The sequence below is a fragment of the Hyphomicrobium sp. D-2 genome (assembly GCF_029872155.1).
Taxonomy (GTDB): Bacteria; Pseudomonadota; Alphaproteobacteria; order Rhizobiales; family Hyphomicrobiaceae; genus Hyphomicrobium_A.
Genome location: NZ_JARXLA010000004.1, coordinates 226,543 through 250,456, shown reverse-complemented (window position 1 = coordinate 250,456; position 23,914 = coordinate 226,543). Strand labels below are relative to the sequence as shown.

Below are 23,914 nucleotides of genomic sequence, written 5' to 3'. Positions count from 1 at the left end.
GGTCTTCCTCGACCTACTAACTCTGACTTGGGGGTTGAATAATGGATGCCGACGCGGGGGCCCGGCGCACAACGATGCGGCCGCGGGCCCTCAGATCGATGACGACATTGCGTGCGTTGAGAAATCCGCCAAGCTCGTCGGGCGAGGAGAGCGCGGCAAACGCCACCGCTTCACGGTCGGCGCCGAGGTGGACGACAAGCCCGTTTTTCAGATGCAGCGTCCAGCGACGGCCGCCGACACGCTCGGCCATGACAAAGCGTTCGGCGATGTTGGGATAGCGCACGATCAGCTCAAGCAGCGCTCTGGCATCCTGCGGGGCGCCTTCACCCGCAAGACGCGGCAAGCGAACCATCGTGCCCGGCTTCAGCCCCGACAGCACGCGGCCCGTGCTGTCGACCAGAAACTCACGCCCACCATTCGCCCACAGCGCTGTGGGCCGCCGTTCGGTGATACGGATATCGAGGGAAGCTGGATAAACGCGGCTGACGGCTGCGGTTGAAACCCACGGCAACGCCTCAACGCGTTCGCGCGCCGCCTCCACGTCAAAGGTCGCGAGCGAACCGGCATTCGGCAGATCAATGGCTTCGAACACGTCCGCATCGGACGTGAAGCGCTGGCCGGTAAGCGCCACCTGCTCGATGCGCAGCCCGGTCCAGGCCAGAACCTGATCCGCCTTCGGCAGGAAACTTGCGACCTCCCGCGTGCGGGTGCCGCCATCGGTCAGCAGCGAGAACGCAAGCGCACCAAAAAGCCCCATGAACAGCGCCGTGCCAAGACGGCGGCCATAGGTTGTATAGCGGGGCATCGGACGGCGTCGCAGCTGCAGCGGGCCAGGCCTTGCAGTGCCAGACCTTGCAGCCCCGGATCTCGCGGAGCCAGACCGCGCGGCCGTCTTGGGTTTCGATGGCTTGGTGTTCGGTGCAGCCTTGGCGGAGGAGGCCGGTGCCTTGCGTTGGCGGGAAGGACGTTCAATCTCTGAGGTAGTGCGGTTCGTAGCGGATTTGAGCGACGGTGCCTTCGGCACTCGCTGCGCAACTCCCAACTCGCCCCCTACCTGTTGCAACTCGCATCCTCGACCAAAAATCTGACGAGCTCGCCAAACGACCAGCCCGCGTATTGCGCCAGCTCCGGCACCAGCGACGTCTCCGTCATGCCCGGCTGCGTATTGACCTCAAGGCAGATCAGTTCACCCGTCCCACCGGCGGCCGCATCGTCGAAACGAAAATCGGCACGCGCGGCGCCCCGGCATCCCAATGCGCTGCACGCCGCCAACGTGTATTTCTGGACCAATTGGTAAACATCCGGTGAAACATCCGCCGGCAATACATGCTGAGAGCCGCCGGGCGCGTACTTCGCCTCGTAATCGTAGAATTCGAGGCCCTTCAGCGGCTTTATCTCGATGATGTTGGAAACGAAATCGCCGATCACCGCGCAGGTCAGCTCGCGGCCGGGAATGTAGCGCTCCACCATCACCAGATCCTCCGGCTTGCCGATCTCGCCGATGCGCGCGGGCGGCCCGTTGGCGCCCGCCTCGACGATAACGACGCCGACACTCGAACCTTCATCAACCGGCTTCACCACGTAGGGCGGCTTGATCGCATGGCGCTCCATCGCCTGGCGGCGGGTCACGACTTCCGCTTCTGCGACCGGCACGCCTGCAAGGCGCATCACATCCTTGGCGCGCTCCTTGTGCATGGCCAGCGCCGATGCCAGCACGCCCGAGTGCGTATAGGGAATGGCCAGGCACTCCAGCACGCCCTGCAGACAGCCATCCTCGCCGAAGCGGCCATGCAGCGCGTTGAAGCACACATCCGGCTGCACTTCCTTCAGGCGCGCGGCGATATCGCGATCGACGTCAATCTGCGTGACGCGATAACCCTCGCCCTCAAGCGCCTTGGCGCACGCAGCGCCGGACCGCAAACTGACATCGCGCTCCGCCGACCAGCCGCCCATCAGCACAGCGACATGCTCTCGCGTACGCTCCGGCGCCTTACCAATCATAGAACTTCCGCCTCCGCGAGTGCTTCACCTGTCGGGCATCCGGGCAGCGGTTCTCCGAGGCGGATGATTTCCCATTGCAGTTCGATGCCGGAATTCGCCTTCACGCGCGCACGTACCGTCTCGCCGAGACGTTCAATGTCCTCGGCGGTGGCGTTGGCGTCGTTGATCAGGAAGTTGCAGTGCATCTCCGAAACCTTGGCGCCGCCGACACGCAGGCCCCGGCATCCGGCTTCATCCACCAGACGCCATGAACTCTGGCCCGGCGGGTTCTTGAACGTGGAGCCGCCAGTGCGTTCCTTGATCGGCTGGTTCTTCTCGCGATACTGCGCCACCTCTTCCATCTCTTGCAGGATGGCAGCGGAATCGCCGGGGCGTCCCTGATACAGCGCTTCGGTAAGAATCCAATCCTTCGGCACCGAGCTGTGGCGGTAGCTGAAACCCATGTCGGCGTTCGACAGCACATGGATGTTGCCCTGGCGGTCCACCGCACGGGCTTCAAACAGCACGTCCTTGGTTTCGCTACCGTGCGCACCGGCATTCATGCGCAGAGCGCCACCGATCGAACCCGGAATACCGCGATAGAAAGCCAGCCCCGCGATGCCTGCATCGGCAGCGGCGCGCGCAACCTTCACATCGGGCACAGCGGTGCCAGCGCGGATGCGGTTGCCCGGCTCGGCAGTGACGTTGGCAAAGCCGCGCCCAAGGCGGATCACCACGCCCTCGACGCCGCCATCGCGCACCAGCAGATTGGAACCAAGCCCGATCACCGTAACCGGCAGATCGCGCGGACAGTTGGCGAGGAAGTAAGCCAGGTCGGCTTCATCGGCCGGGGTGAACAGCGCCTGCGCAGCGCCGCCAACCCGGAACCAGGTGATGTCGGCCAGCCGCACATCCGCAGCAAGACGACCACGCAGATCCGGCATCATGGCCGCCAGATCAGCGCTGAGATCGGAAACCGTCAACGTCGCGCCTCCGCTAATGTCTGATGGAACAGGCAGTTTACGCGTTGACGCGCCGCGGCTCATCGGCCGCAAGCCAACCGGGAAGTGCATGTGCCCATTCGGTGGAGGTGCCTGCGCCAAGGCAGATCACCGTGTCACCGGGGCGAATATGATGACGCAACATCGGCGTCAGATCCTGGATGCTGTCGAGGTGGATCGCTGACAGATGACCCGCAGCACGGATGCCCTCGGCGATATAACGCTGATCGATGCCCGGCAGCGGCTGCTCACCAGCCGAATACATCGGCGCTACGATCACCGTGTCGGCATCGCCAAAGCAGGTGCAGAATTCACCGAACAGATCATTCACGCGCGAATAGCGGTGCGGCTCGAACACCGCGATAATGCGACCACGTGCGCTGCCACGCGCCGCCGCCAGCACTGCACTGATCTCGGCCGGGTGATGCGCATAGTCGTCATAGATGGCCGCACCATTCCACTCGCCGGTCAGCTCGAAGCGACGCTTCACGCCCGCGAAGGTTCCAAGCGCCCGGCGAATGGCGCCGTCGTTGATGCCGGCTTCGCTCGCCACCGCAATGGCTGCCAGCGCGTTCAGTGCGTTGTGCTGGCCGGAGACGGAAATTTTCCAGCCGCGCAGCTGGCGCTCACCACCGGCAACGCGCGAGCTCAGGTCGGCGTCGATGACGATGCCACCGGCTTCATGCACCAGCCCAACGAGACGCAGATCCGCCCCCGGCATGGTGCCGTATGTCAGCAGCGGGCGGCCGTCGCGGCGCAGTTCCAGCCGCTCGACCATCTCGCGCGAAACAGGATGATCCACGCAGACGACCGCGAGACCATAGAACGGAATGTTGCGCAGGAAGTTCTCATATTCGCGGTGCATGTTCTCGACCGACTTGAAGTAGTCGAGATGCTCCGGATCGATGTTGGTCACAACGCCGATCTGCGTTGGCAGACGCACGAACGTGCCGTCGGATTCATCGGCCTCGACAATCATCCAGTCGCCCTTGCCGAGGCGCGCGTTGGTGCCCCAGTCCTGGATGATGCCGCCGGAGATAACCGTGGGATCGGTTCCGGAGGCGGCAAAGATGTGCGACGTCAGCGAGGTCGTCGTCGTCTTGCCGTGCGTACCGGTGATCGAAACGGTGGAATAGAGCCGCATCAGCTCGGCCAGCATCTCGGCGCGGCGGATGACGGGAATGCCCTTTGCGCGGGCTGCCTCAAGCTCGGGATTGCCGGCCTTCACCGCCGTCGAGATGACGATGCAGCGCGCGCCCACCAGGTTCACGGCATCATGGCCGATAAAAACCCGCATGCCCTTGGCGCGCAACCGGCGCACGTTGGGCGAGTCTTTCTGGTCGCTGCCCTGGACCGCATAGCCTTTCGCGAGAAGAATCTCGGCGATGGCGCTCATGCCGATCCCGCCGATTCCGATGATGTGGAAGGTCCCGATCTCGCGGGGCATCTGCATGCGGTAATCCCTCGTTCTTATACGTCAGCCACTGGCAGCAGCATCATGGCTCGCCGATGGCGACGACTGCTTTAGCCCCCACAGCCGCAACACAACCAACCTGTCCGAATCACTTCAAACGTATCAGCTCTTCGGCCATATCGGCCAGACGCGCAGCAGCATCCGGCAACCCAAGTTGTTTGGAGGCGTCTGCCGCCAAGGTCAGGAGACCAGGATCACCCAACAGCCTTGCGATGTCATGCGCAAGCCGCTGCGACGACAAATCCTTCTGCTCGATACACCAGGCAGCCCCGGATTCGGCAAGCCTGCCAGCATTCTGGAGCTGATCGTTATCGATCGCGTGCGGCAGCGGAACCAGAATTGACGGGCGTCCGATGACCGTCAGTTCAGCAACGGTAGAGGCGCCGGAGCGGCCGATGACCAGATGCGCTGCCGCCATCCGCTCAGGAAGATCAGCAAAGAAATGTGATACCTCCGCCCTTATGCCACTTTCGGCATAAGCAGCCTTCACCGCATCTGCATCCTCGGCTCGTGCCTGCTGCACCACCTCAAGACGCCGCCGCAAACTTTCCGGCAGCAGCGCCAACGCCGGGGGCACCGCCTCCGAAAAGAATCGCGCGCCTTGGCTGCCGCCAAACACGAGCAGCTTCAACGGACCGTCAGCCTCAGGCGCCTGATAGCCAAGCTGCGCCGCAGCCATCACTGAGCTGCGCACCGGGTTGCCGATCAGCCTTACCTTTGGCTGCCACTCGGGCAGCAGAAACTTGGTCTGCGCAAATGACGTCGCAATTCCCGAAGCGCCTTTGGCCAGCATGCGGTTGGCGCGCCCCAGCACAGCATTCTGCTCGTGCAGCAACGTCGGGATGCCACGCAGTTGCGCAGCCTTGATCGGCGCGAACGTCGGATAGCCGCCGAAGCCCACCACCACCTTCGGGCGCACGCGGCCCAGCAGCTGATACGCGTTGAACAGGCCTTGCGTCAGCAGCCATCCGGTGCGCGCCACCGCCATCGGCGAGCGGCTGCCCAGCGTTGCCGATGGCAGACGATAAACCGTGCGCGCGGGAAAGCCGGTGCCATAACGGTCGCCGCGCATATCCGTTGCCAGATCAACCTCGATGCCACGCCGGGCCAATTCCTCAGCCAGCGCCTGCGCGGGGAACAGATGCCCGCCGGTCCCGCCTGCTGCCAACAGTACAGTGTGCTGCGTATTGTTCACTTCTGCGCCGATCCTGATGTCTGCAAACGTTGATCCATGGGAGCCATGTCGTTCAGCAGCGGGGGCTTTCTCAGCCGGGTCGCGTGCGGGCGATGCCGCGTCAACGCCAATAGCATGCCAAGCGTCAACGAAACCGCAATCATCGACGAGCCGCCCGATGAAATGAACGGTAGCGTGATGCCCTTCGCCGGCAGTAGGCCCACGTTCACCCCCATGTTGATGAGCGCCTGCGTACCGAACAGGATCGCCAGCCCCTGAATGGCAAGACGTATTCCGGCATCGCTCTCCTGCGCGGCGGTGACAAGCGCACGCATGACGATGAACGCGAACAGCCCCAACAGAACCATGCAGGCGATGATGCCATATTCCTCCGCCACGACAGCGAAGATGAAATCGGTATGCGCGTCGGGCAGTACCGTTTTGATGACGCCTTCGCCCGGTCCGCGCCCCAGGAATCCGCCCTCGGAAAACGAGCGCATGGCACGGTCAAGCTGCGAAAAATCACCCGGCGTCGCAAACAAAAACTTGTCGATGCGATAGCGCACGTGGTCGAACGTGGAATAGGCGAACGCGAAGCTCAGCACGCCGCAGCCCGCGATGATGCCAGCGCCCAGCAGCGGCTGCCCTGAAAGAAAATACAGCGACGTCCAGACAGCAATGACAAGCAGCGTCTGACCGACGTCCGGCTGCGACAACAACAGGCCCGTGAAGCACAGCAGCAGGATGATCGCCAGCGGAACCGCGGGCATATCGGCGCGCTTGCCGCTCTCGGCGAACAGCCATGCCGACAGCACCACAAATCCCGGCTTGGCAAATTCAGACGGCTGCAGCGAATGCCCCGCGATTGAAAGCCAGCGCCGCGCGCCCTGCATTTCAGCGCCGGTAAAGAACACCACCAGCAATCCGGCAAGCGCAGCGCCGAACAGCAGCAGCGCCAGCCGACGCACACCGCGCGGGCTCAGCAATGACACCGCCAGCATCACCACGACACCGATGGCGGAAAAGATCAGATGCCGCTCGACGAAATGATACGTCGGCAGATCCTTGCGCAGTGCCACGGCGGGGCTGGCCGCCAATGACAGCACCAGTCCGGCAGCAACAAGCGCCAGGATGGCACCGACAAGCACGTGATCGACCGTAAACCACCAGTCGGCGACGCGGCTCCTGTCGGCGCGCGACAGCCTCATGCCCCGCTCCGGAAAGCACTGAAGCCGGGAAGCGCGGCGACCTGCGCGCGGAAGGCATCGCCACGCACTTCGAAGTTGCGGAACTGATCAAACGAGGCACACGCCGGCGACAGCAGCACGACCGGCTCGGCAGACGCACCGTTGAGCGATGCGGCGGCATCGCGCGCGGCAGCTTTCGTTGCAGCTTCCAGCGTTCCGCAACGGTCAAACTTCACCTTGCCTTCAAGCGTCGCCGCGAAATCCTCGGTCGCCTCGCCGATCAGATACGCCTTGGCGACACGATCGAAATAGGGAACGAGCTCGGCAATACCGCCAGCTTTGGGCTTGCCGCCGAGTATCCAGAAGATGTTGCCCTTGAACGAGAGCAGCGCCTTCTCGGTGGAATCCGCATTGGTCGCCTTCGAGTCGTTGACGAACAGCGTTTGCCCCACCCGGCCGAGTTGCTCCATGCGGTGCGCAAGTCCAGGAAACGTCTTCAGTCCGGCATCAATCTCGGTCGGCTTCATCGGTTGCGGCAACGACAGCAGCGCCGCCGCAGCAGCGCAGGCGTTCTCCGCATTGTGCGCGCCACGCAGCGAGCCGATGCCCGCCAGTCCGGCAATGGTGGATTCCCAACCGTCGCGGCGCAGAACGATATCGCCATCCTCGACGCCGACATCGCACATTGCCTCGGGACGCGATGAGATGCGCAGCACGGCATCCGCACCCTTGGCATCGATCAGCTTCGCGGCGATTGCGCGGCAATAGTTGTCGTCAACGCCAATGACAGCGTGTTTTGCCTGCAGCACCAGCTGCGCCTTCACCGCCGCATAATTTTCGATTGTGCCGTGGCGATCGAGATGGTCGGGCGTCACGTTCAGCAACACACCGACGCTTGCATCGAGGCTAGGCGCGAGATCGATCTGATACGACGAGCACTCGATCACATAATGGCGGCCGGGCACGAACGGCTCCAGCGCCAGCATGGCGGTGCCGATGTTGCCGCCCACCTGCACATCCCGGCCCGCTTCACGCAGCAGATGGCCGACCAGCGCCGTCGTGGTCGATTTGCCGTTGGTGCCTGTGATGGCAATCAGCGGCACATCGAAATCCTGCAGACGCCGCTCGCGCACGAACAGCTCCAGGTCGCCGATCACCTCGACGCCGGCAAGCCGCGCCGCCCGCACGGTCCAGTGCGGTTCGGGATGGGTGAGTGGCACACCGGGGGCAAGGATCAGCGCCGCATAAACGGCCCAGTTCGCCTCCTTCAGATCGGCGGTTGCCAATCCGGCATCCGCTGCCGCCTGAAGCCCCGAAGCGTTGTCGTCACAGCAGACAACATTGGCGCCGCCCGCGACGAGCGCCTTCGCGGTGGCAATGCCCGAAGCCCCAAGGCCGAACACCGCCACCCGCTTGCCTGCAAAGCTGGTGATGCGAATCATGCGCAGAATCTAACGCAACTGAGGCCCGAAGGCGTTGATGTTAGCGAAGCTTGAGGGTTGCGAGGCCGACCAGCGCCAGGATCACCGAGATGATCCAGAAGCGCACGACGACCGTCGATTCTCGCCAGCCTTGCTGCTCATAATGGTGATGTAGCGGCGCCATTCGGAACACGCGTTTCCCCGTCATCTTGAATGACGCCACCTGAATGATGACCGAAAGCGTCTCAAGCACGAACAGGCCGCCGACGATGCCGAGCACGATCTCGTGCTTCGTCGCCACCGCGATGGCGCCCAGCGTGCCGCCCAATGCCAGCGAGCCAGTGTCGCCCATGAAGATCATGGCCGGTGGCGCGTTGAACCACAGGAAGCCGAGGCCCGCGCCGATCAGCGCGCCGCAGATGACAGCCAGCTCGCCCGTGCCCGCCACGTAATGGATCTGCAGATACTGGGCGAACTTCGCGTTGCCGATCAAATATGCAATCAGACCGAAGGTAGCCGCCGCGATCATCACCGGAACGATGGCAAGACCATCGAGGCCATCGGTCAGGTTCACGGCATTGCCCGCACCCGCGATGACGAACACGCCGACAACCAGGAAGAACAGCCCCAGATCCAGCACCATGTTCTTGAAGAACGGCAGCGTCAGAACCTGACTGATTTCCGGCGGACCCAGATACATTACCGCGCCGGTGGCGATGGCCGCGATCAGCAGTTCCAGCCCCAATCGCATGCGGCTCGAAAAGCCCGACGATGTGCGGCGCGTGACCTTCAGATAATCGTCGTAGAAACCGATGGCGCCGTAGCCGAGCATGACGCCCAGCACGATCCAGATGTATGGATTTCTGAGGTTGGCCCACAGCAGCACCGAAACGGTGATGCCCGCCAAAATCATGAGGCCGCCCATGGTCGGCGTGCCGACCTTCGACAGATGCGACTTTGGCCCGTCGTCGCGGATCGGCTGACCCTTGCCCTGCTTCACCCGCAACAGATCGATGATGCCAGGCCCAAACAGCATGACGAACAACAATGCGGTGAAGATGGCGCCGCCGGTGCGGAACGTGATGTAGCGAAAGACGTTCAGCACGCCGATCTGGTCGCTGAAGGCTACAAGTTCATACAGCATTCAAGTCTCCGCCCAACACTTCCAACGGCATCGGCCGTTCTCCCTCTCGTGCCATAACCGGAGCCCCGTCAAGTCGCTCCGGTAAATTCATCAGGCGCGCGCTTCGTGTCCCTTGGCAACCAGCGCATCGACCAGCGGCGCCATGCGCGAGCCCAGCGAGCCCTTGACCACCACCACATCGCCGCCGCGTACGTTGCCCAGCACCGCTTCCCTTATGCCATCGGATGCCGGTGCCCAGGCACCGCGCCGCGATGGCGGTAGCGCCTCATAGAGCCGCTGCATATTTGGCCCGCAGGCGAACACCAGATCCACCTCGGCGGCTTCCACTGGATCGCTCAACCCGGCATGAAGGTCGCCGGATGCCTCGCCCAGTTCGAGCATGTCGCCCAGCACCGCAATCCGGCGTTGATACTGCGCACGGGGCACCGTCGCCATCGCCTCCAACGCCGACCGCATGGAAGCGGGATTGGCATTGTAACTTTCATCTATGAGCAAAAGCGGGCCGTCCACCAGATCGATCCGACTGCGCTCGCCCCGCCCCTTGGCAGCGCGCACCTCAGCCAGCGCCGATATGGCAGCCTCGATATCAACACCCAGCGCATCCAGCGCGGCAACCACCGCCAGTGAATTCTGCGCCTGATGTGCTCCGGGAGCACCGATGCGATACGAAATCAGCCGATCGCCGAGACGGACGGTGAGATCGCTGCCCTCAGCATCAAGCACCCACACTTCCGGTCGCACGTCGGCGTTTTCATGACGGCCAAACGAAACCACCCGCGCGCCATGCAACGCCGCGCGGGCGGCCAACAACTCAAAATGAGGATTATCGCGCGGCAGCACCGCCACACCACCGGGCTCCAGCCCTGAGAAAATTTCCGCCTTCGCCTCGGCGATGCGGTCCGTGGTGCCGAAGAACTCCAGATGCACCGGCTCCACCGTGGTGACGATGGCAACATGGGGCCGCACAAGCGCCGTCAGCGGCGTGATCTCGCCGGCGTGGTTCATGCCGATTTCAAACACGCCATAGCGCACATCAGCGGGCATGCGCGCCAGCGTCAGCGGCACACCCCAATGATTGTTGAATGATTTTTCCGCCGCATGCGTCGGCGCTATCTGCGACAGACAGCGGCGCAGCGCCTCTTTGGTACCGGTTTTGCCGACACTGCCGGTGACAGCCACGATGCGCGCATCGGTACGGCGGCGCGCGGCCGCCGCGATGCTGCGCAACCCCTGCAAAACATCATCGACCCGGATCAGCGCCCCGTCGCCATCGGCCTTGCGATAGGCCATCTCGACCAGCGCCGCCGACGCGCCCCTGCGAAACGCTTCCAGCACGAAATCATGGCCGTCACGCACATCGCGCAGAGCAACGAAAACCTCACCGGGTTGCAGCGAGCGCGTATCGATCGAAAATCCGGTGATGGATTGGCTCGGCACACCCTCAGCCATGCCAATCGCGGCCGGCACAAGGCTGTCCCAGGTCCACAGAGCTCGGGTCATCGTCTAGTCGCGCTCCAGCGCTTTGCGGATTTCGTCGTGGTCGGAAAACGGCAGCACCGTATCGCCAACAATCTGGCCTGTCTCGTGGCCTTTACCCGCAACCACCACAACATCCCCAGCGCCCAGCATGGCGACTGCGGCAGCGATGGCCGCCGCGCGATCGCCAATCTCCTGCGCGCCCGGTGCCGCCGCCAGAATTTCAGTGCGGATCGCCTGTGGATCTTCCGTGCGGGGGTTATCGTCGGTCACGATGACGACGTCGGCCTTCTCCACCGCGATCGCGCCCATGATTGGCCGCTTGCCACGATCGCGATCACCGCCGCAGCCCATGACGCAGATGAGCCGGCCGGTCGCGAACGGACGCAGCGCATCCAACACTGCCGCCAGCGCCTCAGGCTTATGCGCATAGTCGACGGCAGCGAGGCCGCCGTTCTTTTCGCCGATGATCTCCAGCCGTCCTTTGACGCCCTTCAGCCCCTGAAGCGCGGGCAGCACGCGGCCGGCAACCTCACCGGTAGCAATCGCCAACCCGGCCGCGACCAGCGCATTTGCCGCCTGATATTCGCCCAGCAGCGGCAGACGAACGTCGAACACGCGGCCCTCATGCGCCACCGACATGCGCTGCGCAAAACCTTCACGCACCAGACGTTCCAGCTTCAAACCGGTGCCCGCACGCCCAACAGTGAACACGCGCCGACCGGCAGCCTCTGCGACCTCGACCGCGCGCGCGCCGCCTTCGGCATCGACGTTGATAACCGCAACGCCATCCTCAGGCAGCAGATCGCTGAACAGGCGCAGCTTGGCCGCCAGATATTCCTCAACGGTCGGATGATAATCCAGATGGTCGCGGCCAAGGTTCGTGAACCCCGCCGCCTTCAAAATCGCGCCATCAAGCCGATGCTGATCGAGCCCATGCGACGAAGCCTCGAACGCCAGATGCGTAACGCCATCGGCCGCCAGTTGCGCCAGCGTACGGTGCAGCGAGACCGGATCGGGCGTCGTCAGCGAGCCATAGACCGCCTCGTCGCCCTTGATGACACCGATGGTGCCGAGCGATGCACTGGAATGGCCGAGCGCGGCATAAATCTGGCGGGTGAAATCAGCGACCGATGTCTTGCCGCTGGTGCCCGTCACCGCAACCGTTGTCGCCGGTTGCTGTAATCCGTAAAGCCGCGCCGCCATCAGCGCCAGCAAGCGGCGCGGTTCTATCGCGCGCACCACCGGAACCTCGCCCGCGCCCGACACTTCAGTGTCGGGTGACACCACGACTGCGGCCGCGCCGCTCGCAACCGCATTGGCGATGAAGCGCGCACCATCGGCCTTGGCACCGGGCACGGCTACGAACACGAACCCGGGCTGCACCTGACGGCTGTCGGATGTGATGCCGCTGACTTCCACGTTTCCGGAGCCGGCCGGAGCGCTGGCGTCAGCCCCTATGAGAGAGGAGAGAAGCATGGTTCTCCAGGTGCTGTGGAACGCAACGCCTCGAATAAACGCCCCGCACCAGGGCGTCACCGAGTTTCATATTTTGCCACCGTCGCAGCGTCAAACGCCAGCCGCGACCGTAGCGCCAGAGACCCGTTGCCTTGGCCGGATGAGCCCGGAACATGGTCAGCCGAGGCCGATTGCTTGGGCAGGATCCCAAGCAGCGGCCCGATACGCGACACAACCCGTGCCATGGTGGGCGCAGCATTGCGCGAGGCAAGAATTTCGCCCCCCGTTTCAGCGGTACCCTTAGGCTCAAACAGCAGCACGAAAACCACATACTGCGGTGCTTCCATCGGGAATGCACCGATGAACGAGGAAATCACGGCCTTTTCGCGATAGCCGCCCGGCCCCGGCAATTCGGCCGTTCCGGTTTTGCCGCCGACATCATATCCGGGCACGTTGGCGCGCTTGCCGGTGCCCACCGGACCGCTGACGTTACCGCGCATCAGGGTGCGCATCGCCGCGCTGGTGGCGGGCGAGATCAACTGCTGCTGCGGAGCCGTCTGCGCATCGTCCGCGCCGGGGTTCCGCTTCACCAGTGTCGGCACCACCTTGCGGCCGCCATTGATGAGTGTGGCCACCGCGCCTGCAAACTGCAGCGGCGCCATCGCAATGCCATGGCCATAGGAAACCGTTACGGTTTCAACTTCGCCCCAGCGCTTCGGCACCTGCGGCGGTGGCACCGGCCCCGCCTCAGTCTTTATGCCTTCCAGCAGCGACATATGCTGCAAAAATTCCTGCTGCCGCTTCGGTCCGGCCTGCAACGCCAACTTCGCTGAACCGACGTTGGAGGAGCGCAGGAAAATTTCCGCAACGCTCAGCGGTCGCCCGGTCGAGTGCACGTCCTTGATTGTGAAGCGCCCGGTCTTCATTTCGCGCCCGACATCGATCACGGTATCCGGCGTCACCAGTTGCTGGTCGAGCGCCATCGCCACCGTCAGCGTCTTGAAGACCGATCCGAGTTCGAAGGTGCCGGAGGAAATCTTGTCGGCGAAGGCGGTGTCGAGACTCGTGCCCGGTCGCGCCGGATCAACCGTCGGCAGCGATGCCGAAGCCAGAAGCTCGCCGGTGTTTACATCCATCACCAGCGCGGCCGCACCCTTGGCCTTGTAGCGCTCTATCGCGTCGGCAAGTTCCGCCTCGACCGCGTGCTGCACACCGACATCGATTGAGAGCCGCACGGGCGGACGATCGGCAATCGTCGCGGTATGAACGGCATCAACACCGACAACTTCATCGACGTAGCGCTCGATACCGGCAACGCCCTTGTTGTCGATGTTGACGTAGCCAATCGTGTGTCCCGCGATGTTGCCAGCCGGATAGGCGCGGCGCAGCTCGCGGCGGAAATCCAGCCCCGGCAGCCCGAGGTTATGCACCTGCTGGGCAACGCGCGGCGACAGTCCGCGCCGCAGCCACACAAAGCGGCGATTGCGATCGGAGAGGTCGCGGCGCAGCGTGGTGCGATCGATGTCGGTGAACACCGCGCTCAGCTTCTCAATCACCTCGTCGCGATCGATAACGCGCTGCGGATCGGCAAACAGCGAATAGGCCTCAACGTCGGTGGCGAGCAACCGCCCGTTGCGATCCACAATATCAGGACGGGCAAAGCTCTGCGCCACAGTCTCGTTGATCGATACCGACATGCCGCCTTGGCCGCGAATGGCCAGCCGCACGAGTTGCGCGCCAACTGCAACGAAGGCCAGCCCCATCGCAAGCGTAGCAATCAGCGTCCGCAGCGGACCGCTCGCGCGCCTTCCCATCATTGCCGTGTCGAACGCAACTGCAGCGGCGGCTTCATCGTTGGTTTGCGGCGTTTGCAAATTCAGCGCCCCCGATTCTGCGGAACAGAGCCGGTGTCGGAACCGGAAGCACGGTCGAGCGCAGCCGCCACCGATGGCGCAAGCTGACGCTCCGAAGCAGGGCCAAGCCCCAGCGCGCGCGCCAGCGGCTCAATGCGCGCCGGACGGCCAAGGTGCGCGCGTTCCGCCTTCAGCACGGCGATGTCACTGCGTGCGCGCTCAATTGCGCGCTCCTGCTTCGCCACCTGCTCTTCCAGAAGCCGGGTGTCGTAGTTGCTGGAATAGAGGACGAAAGCGCTGGCAATGGTCGCCAATAATGCACCCAGAATGATGATCCGCATCACACCCCCTCAAGACCATGATCGCTTCAGACCACCAGTCCGAAGCGTCGATCATCGGCCTCAGCAAATGGCTAGAGCGCATCGCGTTTCTGAAGAGAAGCGATCACGCTCCAGGCCTTCGCAGCCAGCTACTCATCTGTCGAGGGCACCGCGAGCCGTTTCTCATCCAAAGGCCAGGCCGGCTGATCGGTCCGGGTTGCTGCCCTCAGGCGTGCCGATCTGGCGCGCGGGTTTACCTCAAGTTCTGCTTTCGAAGCAGTTAATGGACGCCGGTTAACAATCTCAAAACTGGGTAGCTGCAATTTTATCTTTCTCTCTGGCAGGTGGCGCGAAACCCCCTCTTCCTTGCCGGCGCGCTCCTGCATAAAGCGCTTCACAATGCGGTCTTCCAGCGAATGGAATGTCACCACTACCAGCCTGCCGCCGGGCTTCAGGCAGCGCTCGGCCGCGGCCATCGCACGCGCCAGCTCGCCCAGCTCATCGTTCACATAAATGCGCAGCGCCTGAAAAGTCTTGCTGGCCGGGTGCTGATCGTCACCGCGACGCCCGCCCACTGCCTTGGAAACCGTCTCCGCCAGCACACGGGTGGTCTCGATCGGCGCCTCAGCCCGCACGCGAACAATCGCCCGGGCTATCGCGCGCGAACGGCGCTCCTCGCCCAGCCGGAAAATGATGTTCGCAAGATCTTCTTCCTCGGCGTCATTGACGACATCCGCTGCCGACAACCCCGATGACGCCATGCGCATATCGAGCGGACCGTCGGACTGGAACGAGAACCCACGCTCCGCCTGATCGAGTTGCATCGACGAAACGCCGATATCGAGCACGACGCCATCCACCGGCGCCACGCCCTGCTCGCGCGCAACATCTTCAAGCTCTGAAAAGCGCGACTCAACCAGCGTCAGCCGATCGCCGAACTCGCGCACCAGCGGCTGCCCACCGAGAATGGCAGAAGGATCGCGATCCAGCGCCAGCACATTGCAATTGGCCGCCTCCAGAATGGCGCGCGTGTAACCGCCAGCGCCAAACGTGCCGTCGACATAAACACCCCCATCCTGCGGCTGAAGGCCATCAAGCACCTCAGCGAGCAGCACGGGGATGTGGCGCGCGCGATCGGGATTAGTTGATCGGTCTCCCGGTCCGCGTCCTGCCGTCATCCCCGTGCTCCTTCGCTACCGTCATCCTCGCCTGAGGATGAGCGGCTCCCCGCGCCAAAGAGCTTGCGTGTCTGATGAACCTTCTGGCGGGCACGTTCGCGGCGCTCTGCGAACTGCTCCGGGTTCCACATTTGAAACTTGTCGCCCAGCCCGACAAAAGTGACCTGGGAAGTGAGACCGGCGTGGGCGCGCAACGCTTCAGGAAGATTGATGCGGCCGTCGCCATCGATCGAGAGAATCTGGACGTCGCCGTAGAGCGCGACAGAGAGCTCGTCCCGCTCGTCCGAATAGTCCGGCAGGCCTGCGAGAAGCCCGTCGATTTTTTGCGCAAGTCTCTCGCCGCCTGCATCAAGGGCAGGAGCTTCGAGCGCGGGGTAGCAATAGATGCCGGCTGCGCCTCCGGAAGCATAGGCGTCGCGCTCAAGCACAGCGCGGAATGAGGCTGGCACGGAAACCCTGCCCTTGGCGTCAATCTTGTTGGTGAACGTCGAGACAAAGCGGTCCATCCCCTGTTTTCGGCCTCGCATAACTCTCGAACACAAAACTCAACGCCGAAGGACGGACTTCCTCTTCGCCTTGCTCAACCCGTTTGGCGCACCGTTGCCATCCGCTCGCTTGCGCGAACCGGAGGGCCGTGGCGGTCGCTCGCTGTCTGCGAGCCCTCATTCGAAGACCGGCGCCCTGCCACGAAACCCTGCCCGGTGCGGTTCGGGCATCAATGGGATCGCATGGGATTATATGGGCGTCAATGGATCTACAGGGAATTTGACCCGTCACAAGCGGGTATCCACAGCAAGTGTGGAGGCAGCGCCTCAACTCGGGCGCAATTGTTACGTTGGCGCCACACATCCATCCTGCGCACGCCAATGCGCGCGCCCATTCGGCGCCCCCGCGCGCCAGCCGCCACGAATGCGGGTTTCAACTTCGGTCAAACCGATCTATGGCCGATGCTGTTGTGAAGACGGCGAAGAAGCGAAAGCGAGCGAGTGAAGACAATGCAGATGCCTGACGTGCGATCGATGTGCGCCATCGGCCTTTCCGGACAGATCGGTCTCAACGGACATTTGCCGTGGGAAGGCAATCCAGATCCGGAGTTCCGCGAAGACGTCGCCAACTTCTTCCGCAACACGCGCGGGCACGTGCTGATGGCGGGACCAACGACATGCCGCGCGGTTCCAGCTTACGAACGTCAGTTCATGACGATCTTCGAGCTGCGCTCACATATGGATCCGCTGGAGACGCTGGCGAAGTTTGCCGGTCGCGTCGTGTACATCGGCGGCGGCCCGCCGGTATGGGATGTCTACGCGAAATACATTCGCCACTGGGACATCACCCGCCTGCCGTACGACGGGCCAGCGGATCGATGGTTCAACCCGGCCTGGCTCGTCGATAACGGGCAGAAGTAAGCAACGGGAACAGAGCCGCGGCGCATGCTGCAAATGCGCCGCGCAGCTCAACACCCGTTAGCGGCAGCAACGCGCCGCGCGACGGCCGCCGTAGTAGGCACCGCGTGCCGGCGCTACGTAGTAAGGCTGCACATAGCGCTGCACCGGAACAACAACCGGCGCGGGATAATACGTGTAGGCCGGACCAACAACGTAGCCGCCGCAGCAAGCCGAGTAGACCTTGCGCGGATAGTACGGATAGGCAGGCGGCACCACATACATGGCCGGCGGTCCGTAATAAACCTGCGGATACATCGGCGCATAATCGCGATACCAGCGATAGGAACGCGCGGAAGCGTCGTCAGCGGTGGCGCCGAAAGTGGCGACAGCAGCCGCTCCGCAGAGCAGTGACAAGAGAACTTTACGCATGTGGACCTCCATGAACCCGTGCATGGAAGCTAAGCCCGATTGCTTACTGCTGAATTGAAATTTCAAAGCGAAATCAGGCATTAAATCGGCGCGAATTAATGCGTTTTGCGAGTCTGTGCCAAAGCGCGACAGCAGCAAGCCCACACGCCCAATCCGACAATCGCATTCGCTAACGGCCGGCAGGAATGACTACCGAAGCGCTAATTTTCGGCGCAGCGAAGCGCGCAGACAAACGCAATAATCGTCGACGTACAAACGGCAGCGGATAGCCCGCGCCCGACACCTATGACACCTGCACAGCTACGGCACGCACCCAAGCCGGCGACCGACACGCAGACAGCCGACCACCATGAGACGGACAAGCGCGCAAAAACAGGAAGCCGCGAACGAGAAATTTTGTCAGCCGGCCTGTAAGCCGGGTTCTGTCTGGAGGCGAGCCCAACATCGGCATGCCGAATGCTGGCCAAATCCTCCGCGACGGCCATTCGTCTGGGACGTCCATTGCTGAACGCCTCTAGCAACCAACCCGGGTAGCGGATCTGAAGACGGATCTGGCGCCGCGTTGCCGCGCGCCTGGCCACCCCTATTTGGTCTTGCTCCCGGTGGGGTTTACCCTGCCACCGACGTCACCGTCGGCGCGGTGCGCTCTTACCGCACCCTTTCACCCTTACCCGGCACGGGCCGAAGCCTCTCCGGGCGGTTTGCTTTCTGTGGCACTTTCCCTGGGGTCGCCCCCGGCGGCCGTTAGCCGCCACCGTGTCTCCATGGAGCCCGGACTTTCCTCCATCGAAGCCGCCGGCGTTGCCGCCCGCGAATCCAACAGCGACCGTCCAGCCGGCTGACACGGCGAATAAGGGGCCAGACACCCCCGACGTCAAGGCCTCTCGCCCGCGCTCCCCAGCATCGCGCCCCACCTCAGTCAGAGGCCGAGAGCCCAGCAACCCAGCCGGCGCGCGCACTGACATGGCGAGCCGGAACGCCATCAAGCGAACAAACCAACCCCATTGGGCGCAAAATAAACATATTAGACTACCCTTTTGGGCAGTCATCAGGCGGGAATCGTCTGAAAATATCGGCCATGAATGCAGCAATTGACCAACCATCTACCATCTACGCATTAACTCTCAACCTACCCAATGGTATAATCGAAATGCGCCACAAGGTCGCTAAAAGCAGCCATGCGTCGCGAAGCCTATACGTCCACTACGGCGCCCGTTGCCTGAGGCGCGTTCAAACGGGCCCGCTCTGAAGGTTCGGAAAATTCCAAGCGCTGACACGACCATCCGAGGAAACGTCACACATGAACGTTCAAGCGCCGATCAGAGCCGCCGCTTCCCACGGCGCATTGCCCACCGCCAACCCCAAGGTTCTGGCTTTTGTTGCAGAAGCCAACGCGCGCTTCCAACCGGACAATGTCTATTGGTGTGATGGGTCGCCGGAGGAATATCAGCTGCTCGTGAAGACCATGGTCGACAGCGGAACCGCAATCCGGCTCAACGAGCAACTGCGCCCAAACTCCATTCTCGTGCGCTCCGACCCCGCTGACGTTGCACGCGTCGAAGATCAGACATTCATCTGCTCACAGTCGTCGGACGACGCAGGCCCGACCAACAACTGGCGCGATCCGTCTGAAATGAAAGCCACGCTTTCGAAGCTGTTCGACGGCGCCATGGCAGGCCGCACGATGTACGTGGCGCCCTATTCCATGGGACCCATTGGTTCGCCCATCGCAGGCATCGGTGTCATGGTGACGGACAGCGCCTATGCAGTCGCCAACATGCACATCATGACGCGCGTCGGCTCAAAAGTGTGGGACGCGCTCGGCAACTCGGATGATTTCGTACGCGGCATGCATACGGTTGGCGCGCCGCTCAGCTCCGGCACAACCGCAGACGTTCCCTGGCCCTGCAACGCCACCAAGTACATCTCGCACTTCCCCGAAACGCGCGAGATCTGGTCCTACGGCTCCGGTTACGGCGGCAATGCACTGCTGGGCAAAAAGTGTCACGCGCTGCGCATCGCATCCGTGAAGGCGCGCGATGAAGGCTGGATGGCCGAGCACATGCTCATCCTCAAGCTCACCAATCCTGAGGGCAGGGTGAAGTACGTTGCGGCGGCATTCCCGTCCGCATGCGGCAAGACCAATCTCGCCATGCTCGTGCCGACCATCGCCGGCTGGAAGGCAGAAACGATCGGCGACGACATCTGCTGGATGAAGTTCGGAGCAGACGGACGCCTTTACGCGATCAATCCTGAAACCGGGTTCTTCGGCGTCGCGCCGGGCACCGGCAACGATTCCAACTTCAACGCCATGTGTACCCTGCACAGCAACGTCATCTTCTCAAATGTCGCCCTCACCGATGACGGTGATGCGTGGTGGGAAGGCATGACAAAAAAACAGCCGGAGCATCTGACGGACTGGATGCGCCGCTCGTGGCGCCCAGGCAGCGGCCGCCCTGCTGCACACGCCAATGCGCGCTTCACCGTACCCGCCAACCAATGCCCTGTGATCGCCCGCGAATGGGAAGATCCGCAAGGCGTGCCAATCGACGCGATCCTGTTCGGCGGTCGCCGCGCCACCACGGTGCCGCTGGTCATGGAAGCATTGAACTGGGCCCACGGCACGTTCCTTGGCTCCATCATGGCTTCGGAAAAAACCGCCGCTGCCGCCGGCCAGGTTGGCGAACTGCGTCGCGACCCGATGGCGATGCTTCCGTTCTGCGGCTACCACATGGGCGACTACTTCGCGCACTGGCTCAAGATGGGCGAGAAGGGCGGCGATAAGATGCCGAAGATCTTCTACGTCAACTGGTTCCGCAAGAATGCCAAGGGCAAGTTCATGTGGCCGGGTTACTCCGACAACAGTCGCGTGCTCAAATGGATCTTCGAGCGCTGCGATGGCAACGCTGCCGCTACCGAAACGGCTATCGGCCGGCTGCCCGCGGAAGGCTCGATGGATACGAACGGCCTTGCTGTCGATCCAGCCGATATGAAGGCTCTGACAAGCGTCGATCGCGACGGCTGGAAGTCTGAGCTGTCATCTATCCGCGCGCACTTCGCGACATTCGGCGCCCGGCTGCCGCAAAAGCTCAACGACGAGCTCTCCAACCTGGAGCAGCGTCTGGGCTGACGCCAGCTTGAAGAAATGTGGGCACCACCAACAGGCTGCGCAGGCCTCCCCCTCGCGGCCTTTGCCCATACCGGGAGCCCCTCCCGCACTCTCGCTACCGAATTGACATCGGGTTGCATCGCGCACAAATCGGCGGACGTTCGCATACGGTTAATCTTTGAACCGTAGTGGTCCTTTGCACGTTATCGCTTTTGAAAGTCCTGTCGCTGGAATGCGCGAAAACGCTCCCATGCGACGGATCTCAAAAGCCCGCAACGTAGTCCCGTCAGACCGCCACCAACCTCCCTCCACACCGCTGAACCGACCCAAAAACCCGCCGACAACTGAATGCCACCGAAAGGCCCTGTCCCTGCCAAGACACCGCCAAGGTTAGGGGCCTGATGGTCAGTCGAGGGGTTTTGACCCGAACCAGGAGCAATCGGACGAAAATGATAATGCGAAGCTTCCTTGCCGCCGTCGCCGTTCTGGCGACGCTTGGCATCACGGCGGCGGCCCAGGCAGAGCCCGGGTACTCGACCGCCAACGTGAATATGCGCACCGGACCCGACATCGACTTCCCGAGCATCGGCGTCATCCCCGAAGGTGAGCCAATCTACATTGAAGGCTGCCTGCGCGATGAATCGTGGTGCGATGTTCGCTGGGGACCGGATCGCGGTTGGGTTTACAGCGAATATCTGGCCTTCGATTATCGCGGCAACATGGTTGCCGTGCCCGATATCGGGCTGGCAGCATTCCGCATTCCGTATGTCACCTTCAGCGCCCGCGATTACTGGGGCCGCTACTACGTCGGACGCCCCTGGTACGCCGAGCGCAATCGCTGGTACGGCTACAAGGTACGGCCGCGCCCGGGTTGGCGCGCACCTCCTCCAGGTCAGCGCCGTGCTGGCTGGTGGCGCGATGGCTATAACGCTCCGCGTGGCATGAAGGCGCCGCCACAGCGCTGGAACCGTCAGCCGCATCATCGCAACCATGACCACTATCGCGGTCCGGATCGCCGTGATAGCCGCGGACACGATCACCGCGGCCCTGATCGTCGTGATGACCGTCGCGGCAACGACCACCGTGGCGGAGATCACCGCGGCGGTGGCGACCGCGGACCTGATCGCGGCGAATATCGCCGCTGATTTTCAGCGCGTAACGGTCACAAAAAATGCAAACGCCCCCTCGGCACTGCCGCAGGGGGCGTTTTTGTTATGCCAATGCCTCAAGCTCATGCGCGTCAGTCAAAGCACTGCGAAGTTACGCGCACAAATATCGGTAAACGATACATGCACGGACACAGATCAACACATCCGCACCCGATGACGAAATCGAGCACTGCAACGCAGACCGAACCAAACGCGTCCTGACGCAAGCCCAATTGAAGCAGCACTGCACAGAGCCACGCAGGCTTGGTCATCTCGCTCGGCAGAGCTGGCCTGACACCAACCGCTACTGCGCCACCACCGGCCGCCAGCCCGCATCGGCCGCTTCCGCCTCGCTGCAGAACCAGCGCTCGCCCTTTGCCTCCTCAATCTTCACCTTGCCGTACCAGGGGCCCCACGGCATGTGGTAGATGCGGCCCTTGTCTGTGATGTTGCCCTTGATGGCGCAGCCCTCAGGCGCGACCTGCTCCGCATGCGCCCAACGCTGCTCGCGATATTCCCATGCCGGCGCGGTTTCAGCCTGCCACACACCCGCACGCAACGCGCGCGCCTGCGCTTCCTCGCGCACATAGGTGTCCGAATACTTCACGAACGCCCAGGCAAGGCCTTCGCGTACAAGCTGCGCGTTGACGTCGGTGTCGCCGACAAAGCAGATGCCCAGCATCCGGCGATATTTGTCATAGCCCCGGTTTTCGCAACTCACCGTGCGCTGGAAGACGAGGCTGGCCAGCCGCTCGGCCGCCGCTTCACCGCATCTCCAGCTGCCTGAACCACCGGAGCGGGCGCACACCTGCCCCGTCTCCGGAGCATCAATCCCCTCAAGGCGTACGCGGTGGCCAGCAATCTCCAGCGTATCGCCGTCGATCACCCGTGCGGTTCCGCTGAGCGTGGCATCGCCGCTGGCAACAACGCGTGCTGCGGCTTCATCGTCGGAGGGCAGCAACGACAGTCCGCCGAATGCGAGAACGCCAACCAGCGCAGACGCCACCGGTCGACGGGAGAACAAACGCGAGAGACATACATACATGCCTCCAACAAATGCTGATTCGTTTGACTCAACCTTGGCGGAGTCGTGTGCGTATTACGCAATCAACGGGGGAATTGTGGCGACGATGCCCGCGCGCTGAAAACAAGACAACGCCTGCCGCCGCACCCTGAATGCTTCCGGAAAAGTGGGAACCGGTTTTCCGAGAAGAAGCACGACAAACAGACAGCTAGAGCCGTTCCGCGATTCAACGAAACGCTGGAAGGCTCTAGACCTTGGCACGCGCAGCAAAGCAGCGGCGGCACGAAGAGACAGTCCGCACACGAACTGAAGAGGGCGAGAAGCTCAGCCCAAACACAAAGCCGGGCCAACGCCTTGCGGCGTTACCCGGCTATCAAACCGCCCGCGCAATGCGCAGACACAGGCATCAATCAGATCAGCGGCGACGGAAGTTGCCTGGACCACCGGGGCGCGGCGGCGGTGGTGGTCCACCTGCGCGAACATCCTTGTGGCGGAAGTTGATACGGCCCTTCGTCAGATCGTAGGGCGTCATTTCGATCGTCACACGGTCACCGGCAAGGATACGGATGCGGTTTTTCTTCATACGCCCAGAGGTGTAGGCGACCACTTCATGTCCGTTGTCGAGTTTCACGCGGCAGCGGGCATCGGGAAGCACTTCTTCCACCACGCCCTCGAACTCGAGCATCTCTTCCTTGGCCATCAGGTTCCTTAGGTGAAGCAGCGCTGCAGACAGACGCCGCTGCGCGTGTGAGCACGGGGAGTGCAAAAAATCGGAAGTCAGAAAAGCATTAGGGGAGCAGACCGCGCCCGCTCCCCTAAGCGGAAATAAATCCGCAGTCGATTAGAGCGGACGCAGGTTAACTGCAGCCACCTTACCGTTCCGGCCGGTCTCGGTCTCGTAAGCGATCTTCTGACCCTCACGCAGAGTCGAGAGGCCAGCGCGCTCAACAGCCGAAATGTGCACGAAAACGTCGTTGCCACCTTCATCCGGCTGGATGAAGCCATAGCCCTTTTGACCGTTGAACCACTTTACGGTGCCGTTTGCCATCAAGTCTCTCCAAAGCAGGTAGGCAAATTGCCCGGGTTGCCCCGGGTAGATCAAATCGCGCGATGGAGACGTCCAGTGTCGGCGCACGATGGCACCGCCGTAGAG

21 protein-coding genes and 1 other RNA gene are annotated in these 23,914 nt (G+C 62.8%); 3 read left to right on the top strand and 19 right to left on the bottom strand.

Annotation, left to right across the window (positions count from 1 at the left end):
• Positions 1-16: 16 nt before the first annotated feature.
• From QEZ49_RS09695 to QEZ49_RS09630, 14 genes are all read right to left on the bottom strand, one after another.
• On the bottom strand, positions 17-805 hold the full coding sequence (locus QEZ49_RS09695; RefSeq protein ID WP_280386392.1) for an FtsQ-type POTRA domain-containing protein: 789 nt from the start codon (positions 803-805) through the stop codon (positions 17-19).
• 245 nt (positions 806-1,050) lie between these two features.
• Positions 1,051-2,001: a D-alanine--D-alanine ligase gene (locus tag QEZ49_RS09690; RefSeq protein WP_280386390.1), complete on the bottom strand. Its 951-nt coding sequence runs from the start codon at positions 1,999-2,001 to the stop codon at positions 1,051-1,053.
• Positions 1,998-2,963, bottom strand: a complete 966-nt coding sequence (murB, locus tag QEZ49_RS09685) for a UDP-N-acetylmuramate dehydrogenase (RefSeq protein WP_280386388.1) — start codon at positions 2,961-2,963, stop codon at positions 1,998-2,000. The genes QEZ49_RS09690 and murB overlap by 4 nt, the downstream gene beginning before the upstream one ends.
• A gap of 37 nt (positions 2,964-3,000) precedes the next feature.
• Positions 3,001-4,434, bottom strand: a complete 1,434-nt coding sequence (gene murC / locus QEZ49_RS09680; protein WP_280386386.1) for a UDP-N-acetylmuramate--L-alanine ligase — start codon at positions 4,432-4,434, stop codon at positions 3,001-3,003.
• 109 nt (positions 4,435-4,543) lie between these two features.
• A complete protein-coding gene (murG, locus tag QEZ49_RS09675) occupies positions 4,544-5,650 on the bottom strand; it encodes an undecaprenyldiphospho-muramoylpentapeptide beta-N-acetylglucosaminyltransferase (protein ID WP_280386384.1) in 1,107 nt (368 codons plus the stop codon).
• Entirely contained in the window at positions 5,647-6,837 is a 1,191-nt protein-coding gene (locus QEZ49_RS09670; RefSeq protein WP_280386382.1) for a putative peptidoglycan glycosyltransferase FtsW, read from the bottom strand. The genes murG and QEZ49_RS09670 overlap by 4 nt, the downstream gene beginning before the upstream one ends.
• Positions 6,834-8,258, bottom strand: coding sequence for a UDP-N-acetylmuramoyl-L-alanine--D-glutamate ligase (murD, locus tag QEZ49_RS09665; protein ID WP_280386380.1), 1,425 nt, complete (start codon positions 8,256-8,258; stop codon positions 6,834-6,836). Before murD ends, QEZ49_RS09670 begins: the two co-directional genes overlap by 4 nt.
• Before the next feature lie 40 nt (positions 8,259-8,298).
• Complete coding sequence (mraY, locus tag QEZ49_RS09660; protein ID WP_280386378.1) at positions 8,299-9,381, bottom strand: phospho-N-acetylmuramoyl-pentapeptide-transferase; 1,083 nt, start codon at positions 9,379-9,381, stop codon at positions 8,299-8,301.
• A 90-nt stretch (positions 9,382-9,471) separates the two neighbouring features.
• Positions 9,472-10,881 carry a UDP-N-acetylmuramoylalanyl-D-glutamyl-2,6-diaminopimelate--D-alanyl-D-alanine ligase gene (locus tag QEZ49_RS09655; RefSeq protein ID WP_280386375.1) on the bottom strand — a complete coding sequence of 470 codons (1,410 nt, stop codon included), beginning with the start codon at positions 10,879-10,881 and terminating at the stop codon, positions 9,472-9,474.
• Between the two features lie 3 nt (positions 10,882-10,884).
• Positions 10,885-12,336, bottom strand: coding sequence for a UDP-N-acetylmuramoyl-L-alanyl-D-glutamate--2,6-diaminopimelate ligase (locus QEZ49_RS09650; RefSeq protein WP_280386373.1), 1,452 nt, complete (start codon positions 12,334-12,336; stop codon positions 10,885-10,887).
• Between the two features lie 56 nt (positions 12,337-12,392).
• Complete coding sequence (locus QEZ49_RS09645; protein ID WP_280386371.1) at positions 12,393-14,189, bottom strand: penicillin-binding protein 2; 1,797 nt, start codon at positions 14,187-14,189, stop codon at positions 12,393-12,395.
• 2 nt (positions 14,190-14,191) lie between these two features.
• Positions 14,192-14,509 (bottom strand): septum formation initiator family protein, encoded by a 318-nt coding sequence (locus QEZ49_RS09640; protein WP_157066873.1) that lies wholly within the window; start codon positions 14,507-14,509, stop codon positions 14,192-14,194.
• Positions 14,510-14,637: 128 nt separating this feature from the next.
• Positions 14,638-15,666: a 16S rRNA (cytosine(1402)-N(4))-methyltransferase RsmH gene (gene rsmH / locus QEZ49_RS09635; RefSeq protein ID WP_280386369.1), complete on the bottom strand. Its 1,029-nt coding sequence runs from the start codon at positions 15,664-15,666 to the stop codon at positions 14,638-14,640.
• Complete coding sequence (locus QEZ49_RS09630) at positions 15,663-16,172, bottom strand: cell division protein MraZ (RefSeq protein WP_068464773.1); 510 nt, start codon at positions 16,170-16,172, stop codon at positions 15,663-15,665. Before QEZ49_RS09630 ends, rsmH begins: the two co-directional genes overlap by 4 nt.
• A gap of 495 nt (positions 16,173-16,667) precedes the next feature.
• Here QEZ49_RS09630 and QEZ49_RS09625 point away from each other — a divergent pair, with 495 nt between their 5' ends.
• Entirely contained in the window at positions 16,668-17,072 is a 405-nt protein-coding gene (locus QEZ49_RS09625) for a diacylglycerol kinase (protein WP_068464776.1), read from the top strand.
• Between the two features lie 57 nt (positions 17,073-17,129).
• On the opposite strand, the gene QEZ49_RS09620 is transcribed toward QEZ49_RS09625, so the two are convergent.
• Both QEZ49_RS09620 and rnpB read right to left on the bottom strand, forming a co-directional pair.
• Positions 17,130-17,480 carry a hypothetical protein gene (locus QEZ49_RS09620; protein WP_157066874.1) on the bottom strand — a complete coding sequence of 117 codons (351 nt, stop codon included), beginning with the start codon at positions 17,478-17,480 and terminating at the stop codon, positions 17,130-17,132.
• 395 nt (positions 17,481-17,875) lie between these two features.
• Positions 17,876-18,322, bottom strand: an RNA gene (gene rnpB / locus QEZ49_RS09615) — RNase P RNA component class A.
• Positions 18,323-18,780: 458 nt separating this feature from the next.
• On the opposite strand from rnpB, the gene QEZ49_RS09610 reads away from it, so the two are divergent.
• Positions 18,781-20,610, top strand: a complete 1,830-nt coding sequence (locus QEZ49_RS09610) for a phosphoenolpyruvate carboxykinase (GTP) (RefSeq protein ID WP_280386365.1) — start codon at positions 18,781-18,783, stop codon at positions 20,608-20,610.
• Between the two features lie 434 nt (positions 20,611-21,044).
• A complete protein-coding gene (locus tag QEZ49_RS09605; protein ID WP_280386363.1) occupies positions 21,045-21,734 on the top strand; it encodes an SH3 domain-containing protein in 690 nt (229 codons plus the stop codon).
• Positions 21,735-22,041: 307 nt separating this feature from the next.
• Here QEZ49_RS09605 and QEZ49_RS09600 read toward each other — a convergent pair whose 3' ends face one another.
• The 3 genes from QEZ49_RS09600 to QEZ49_RS09590 all read right to left on the bottom strand — a co-directional run bounded on the left by QEZ49_RS09600 (position 22,042) and on the right by QEZ49_RS09590 (position 23,809).
• Entirely contained in the window at positions 22,042-22,782 is a 741-nt protein-coding gene (locus tag QEZ49_RS09600) for a thermonuclease family protein (protein WP_280386361.1), read from the bottom strand.
• Positions 22,783-23,176: 394 nt separating this feature from the next.
• Positions 23,177-23,461, bottom strand: a complete 285-nt coding sequence (gene infA, locus QEZ49_RS09595; RefSeq protein ID WP_068464787.1) for a translation initiation factor IF-1 — start codon at positions 23,459-23,461, stop codon at positions 23,177-23,179.
• Positions 23,462-23,602: 141 nt separating this feature from the next.
• Entirely contained in the window at positions 23,603-23,809 is a 207-nt protein-coding gene (locus QEZ49_RS09590) for a cold-shock protein (RefSeq protein ID WP_068464790.1), read from the bottom strand.
• Positions 23,810-23,914 lie beyond the last annotated feature (105 nt).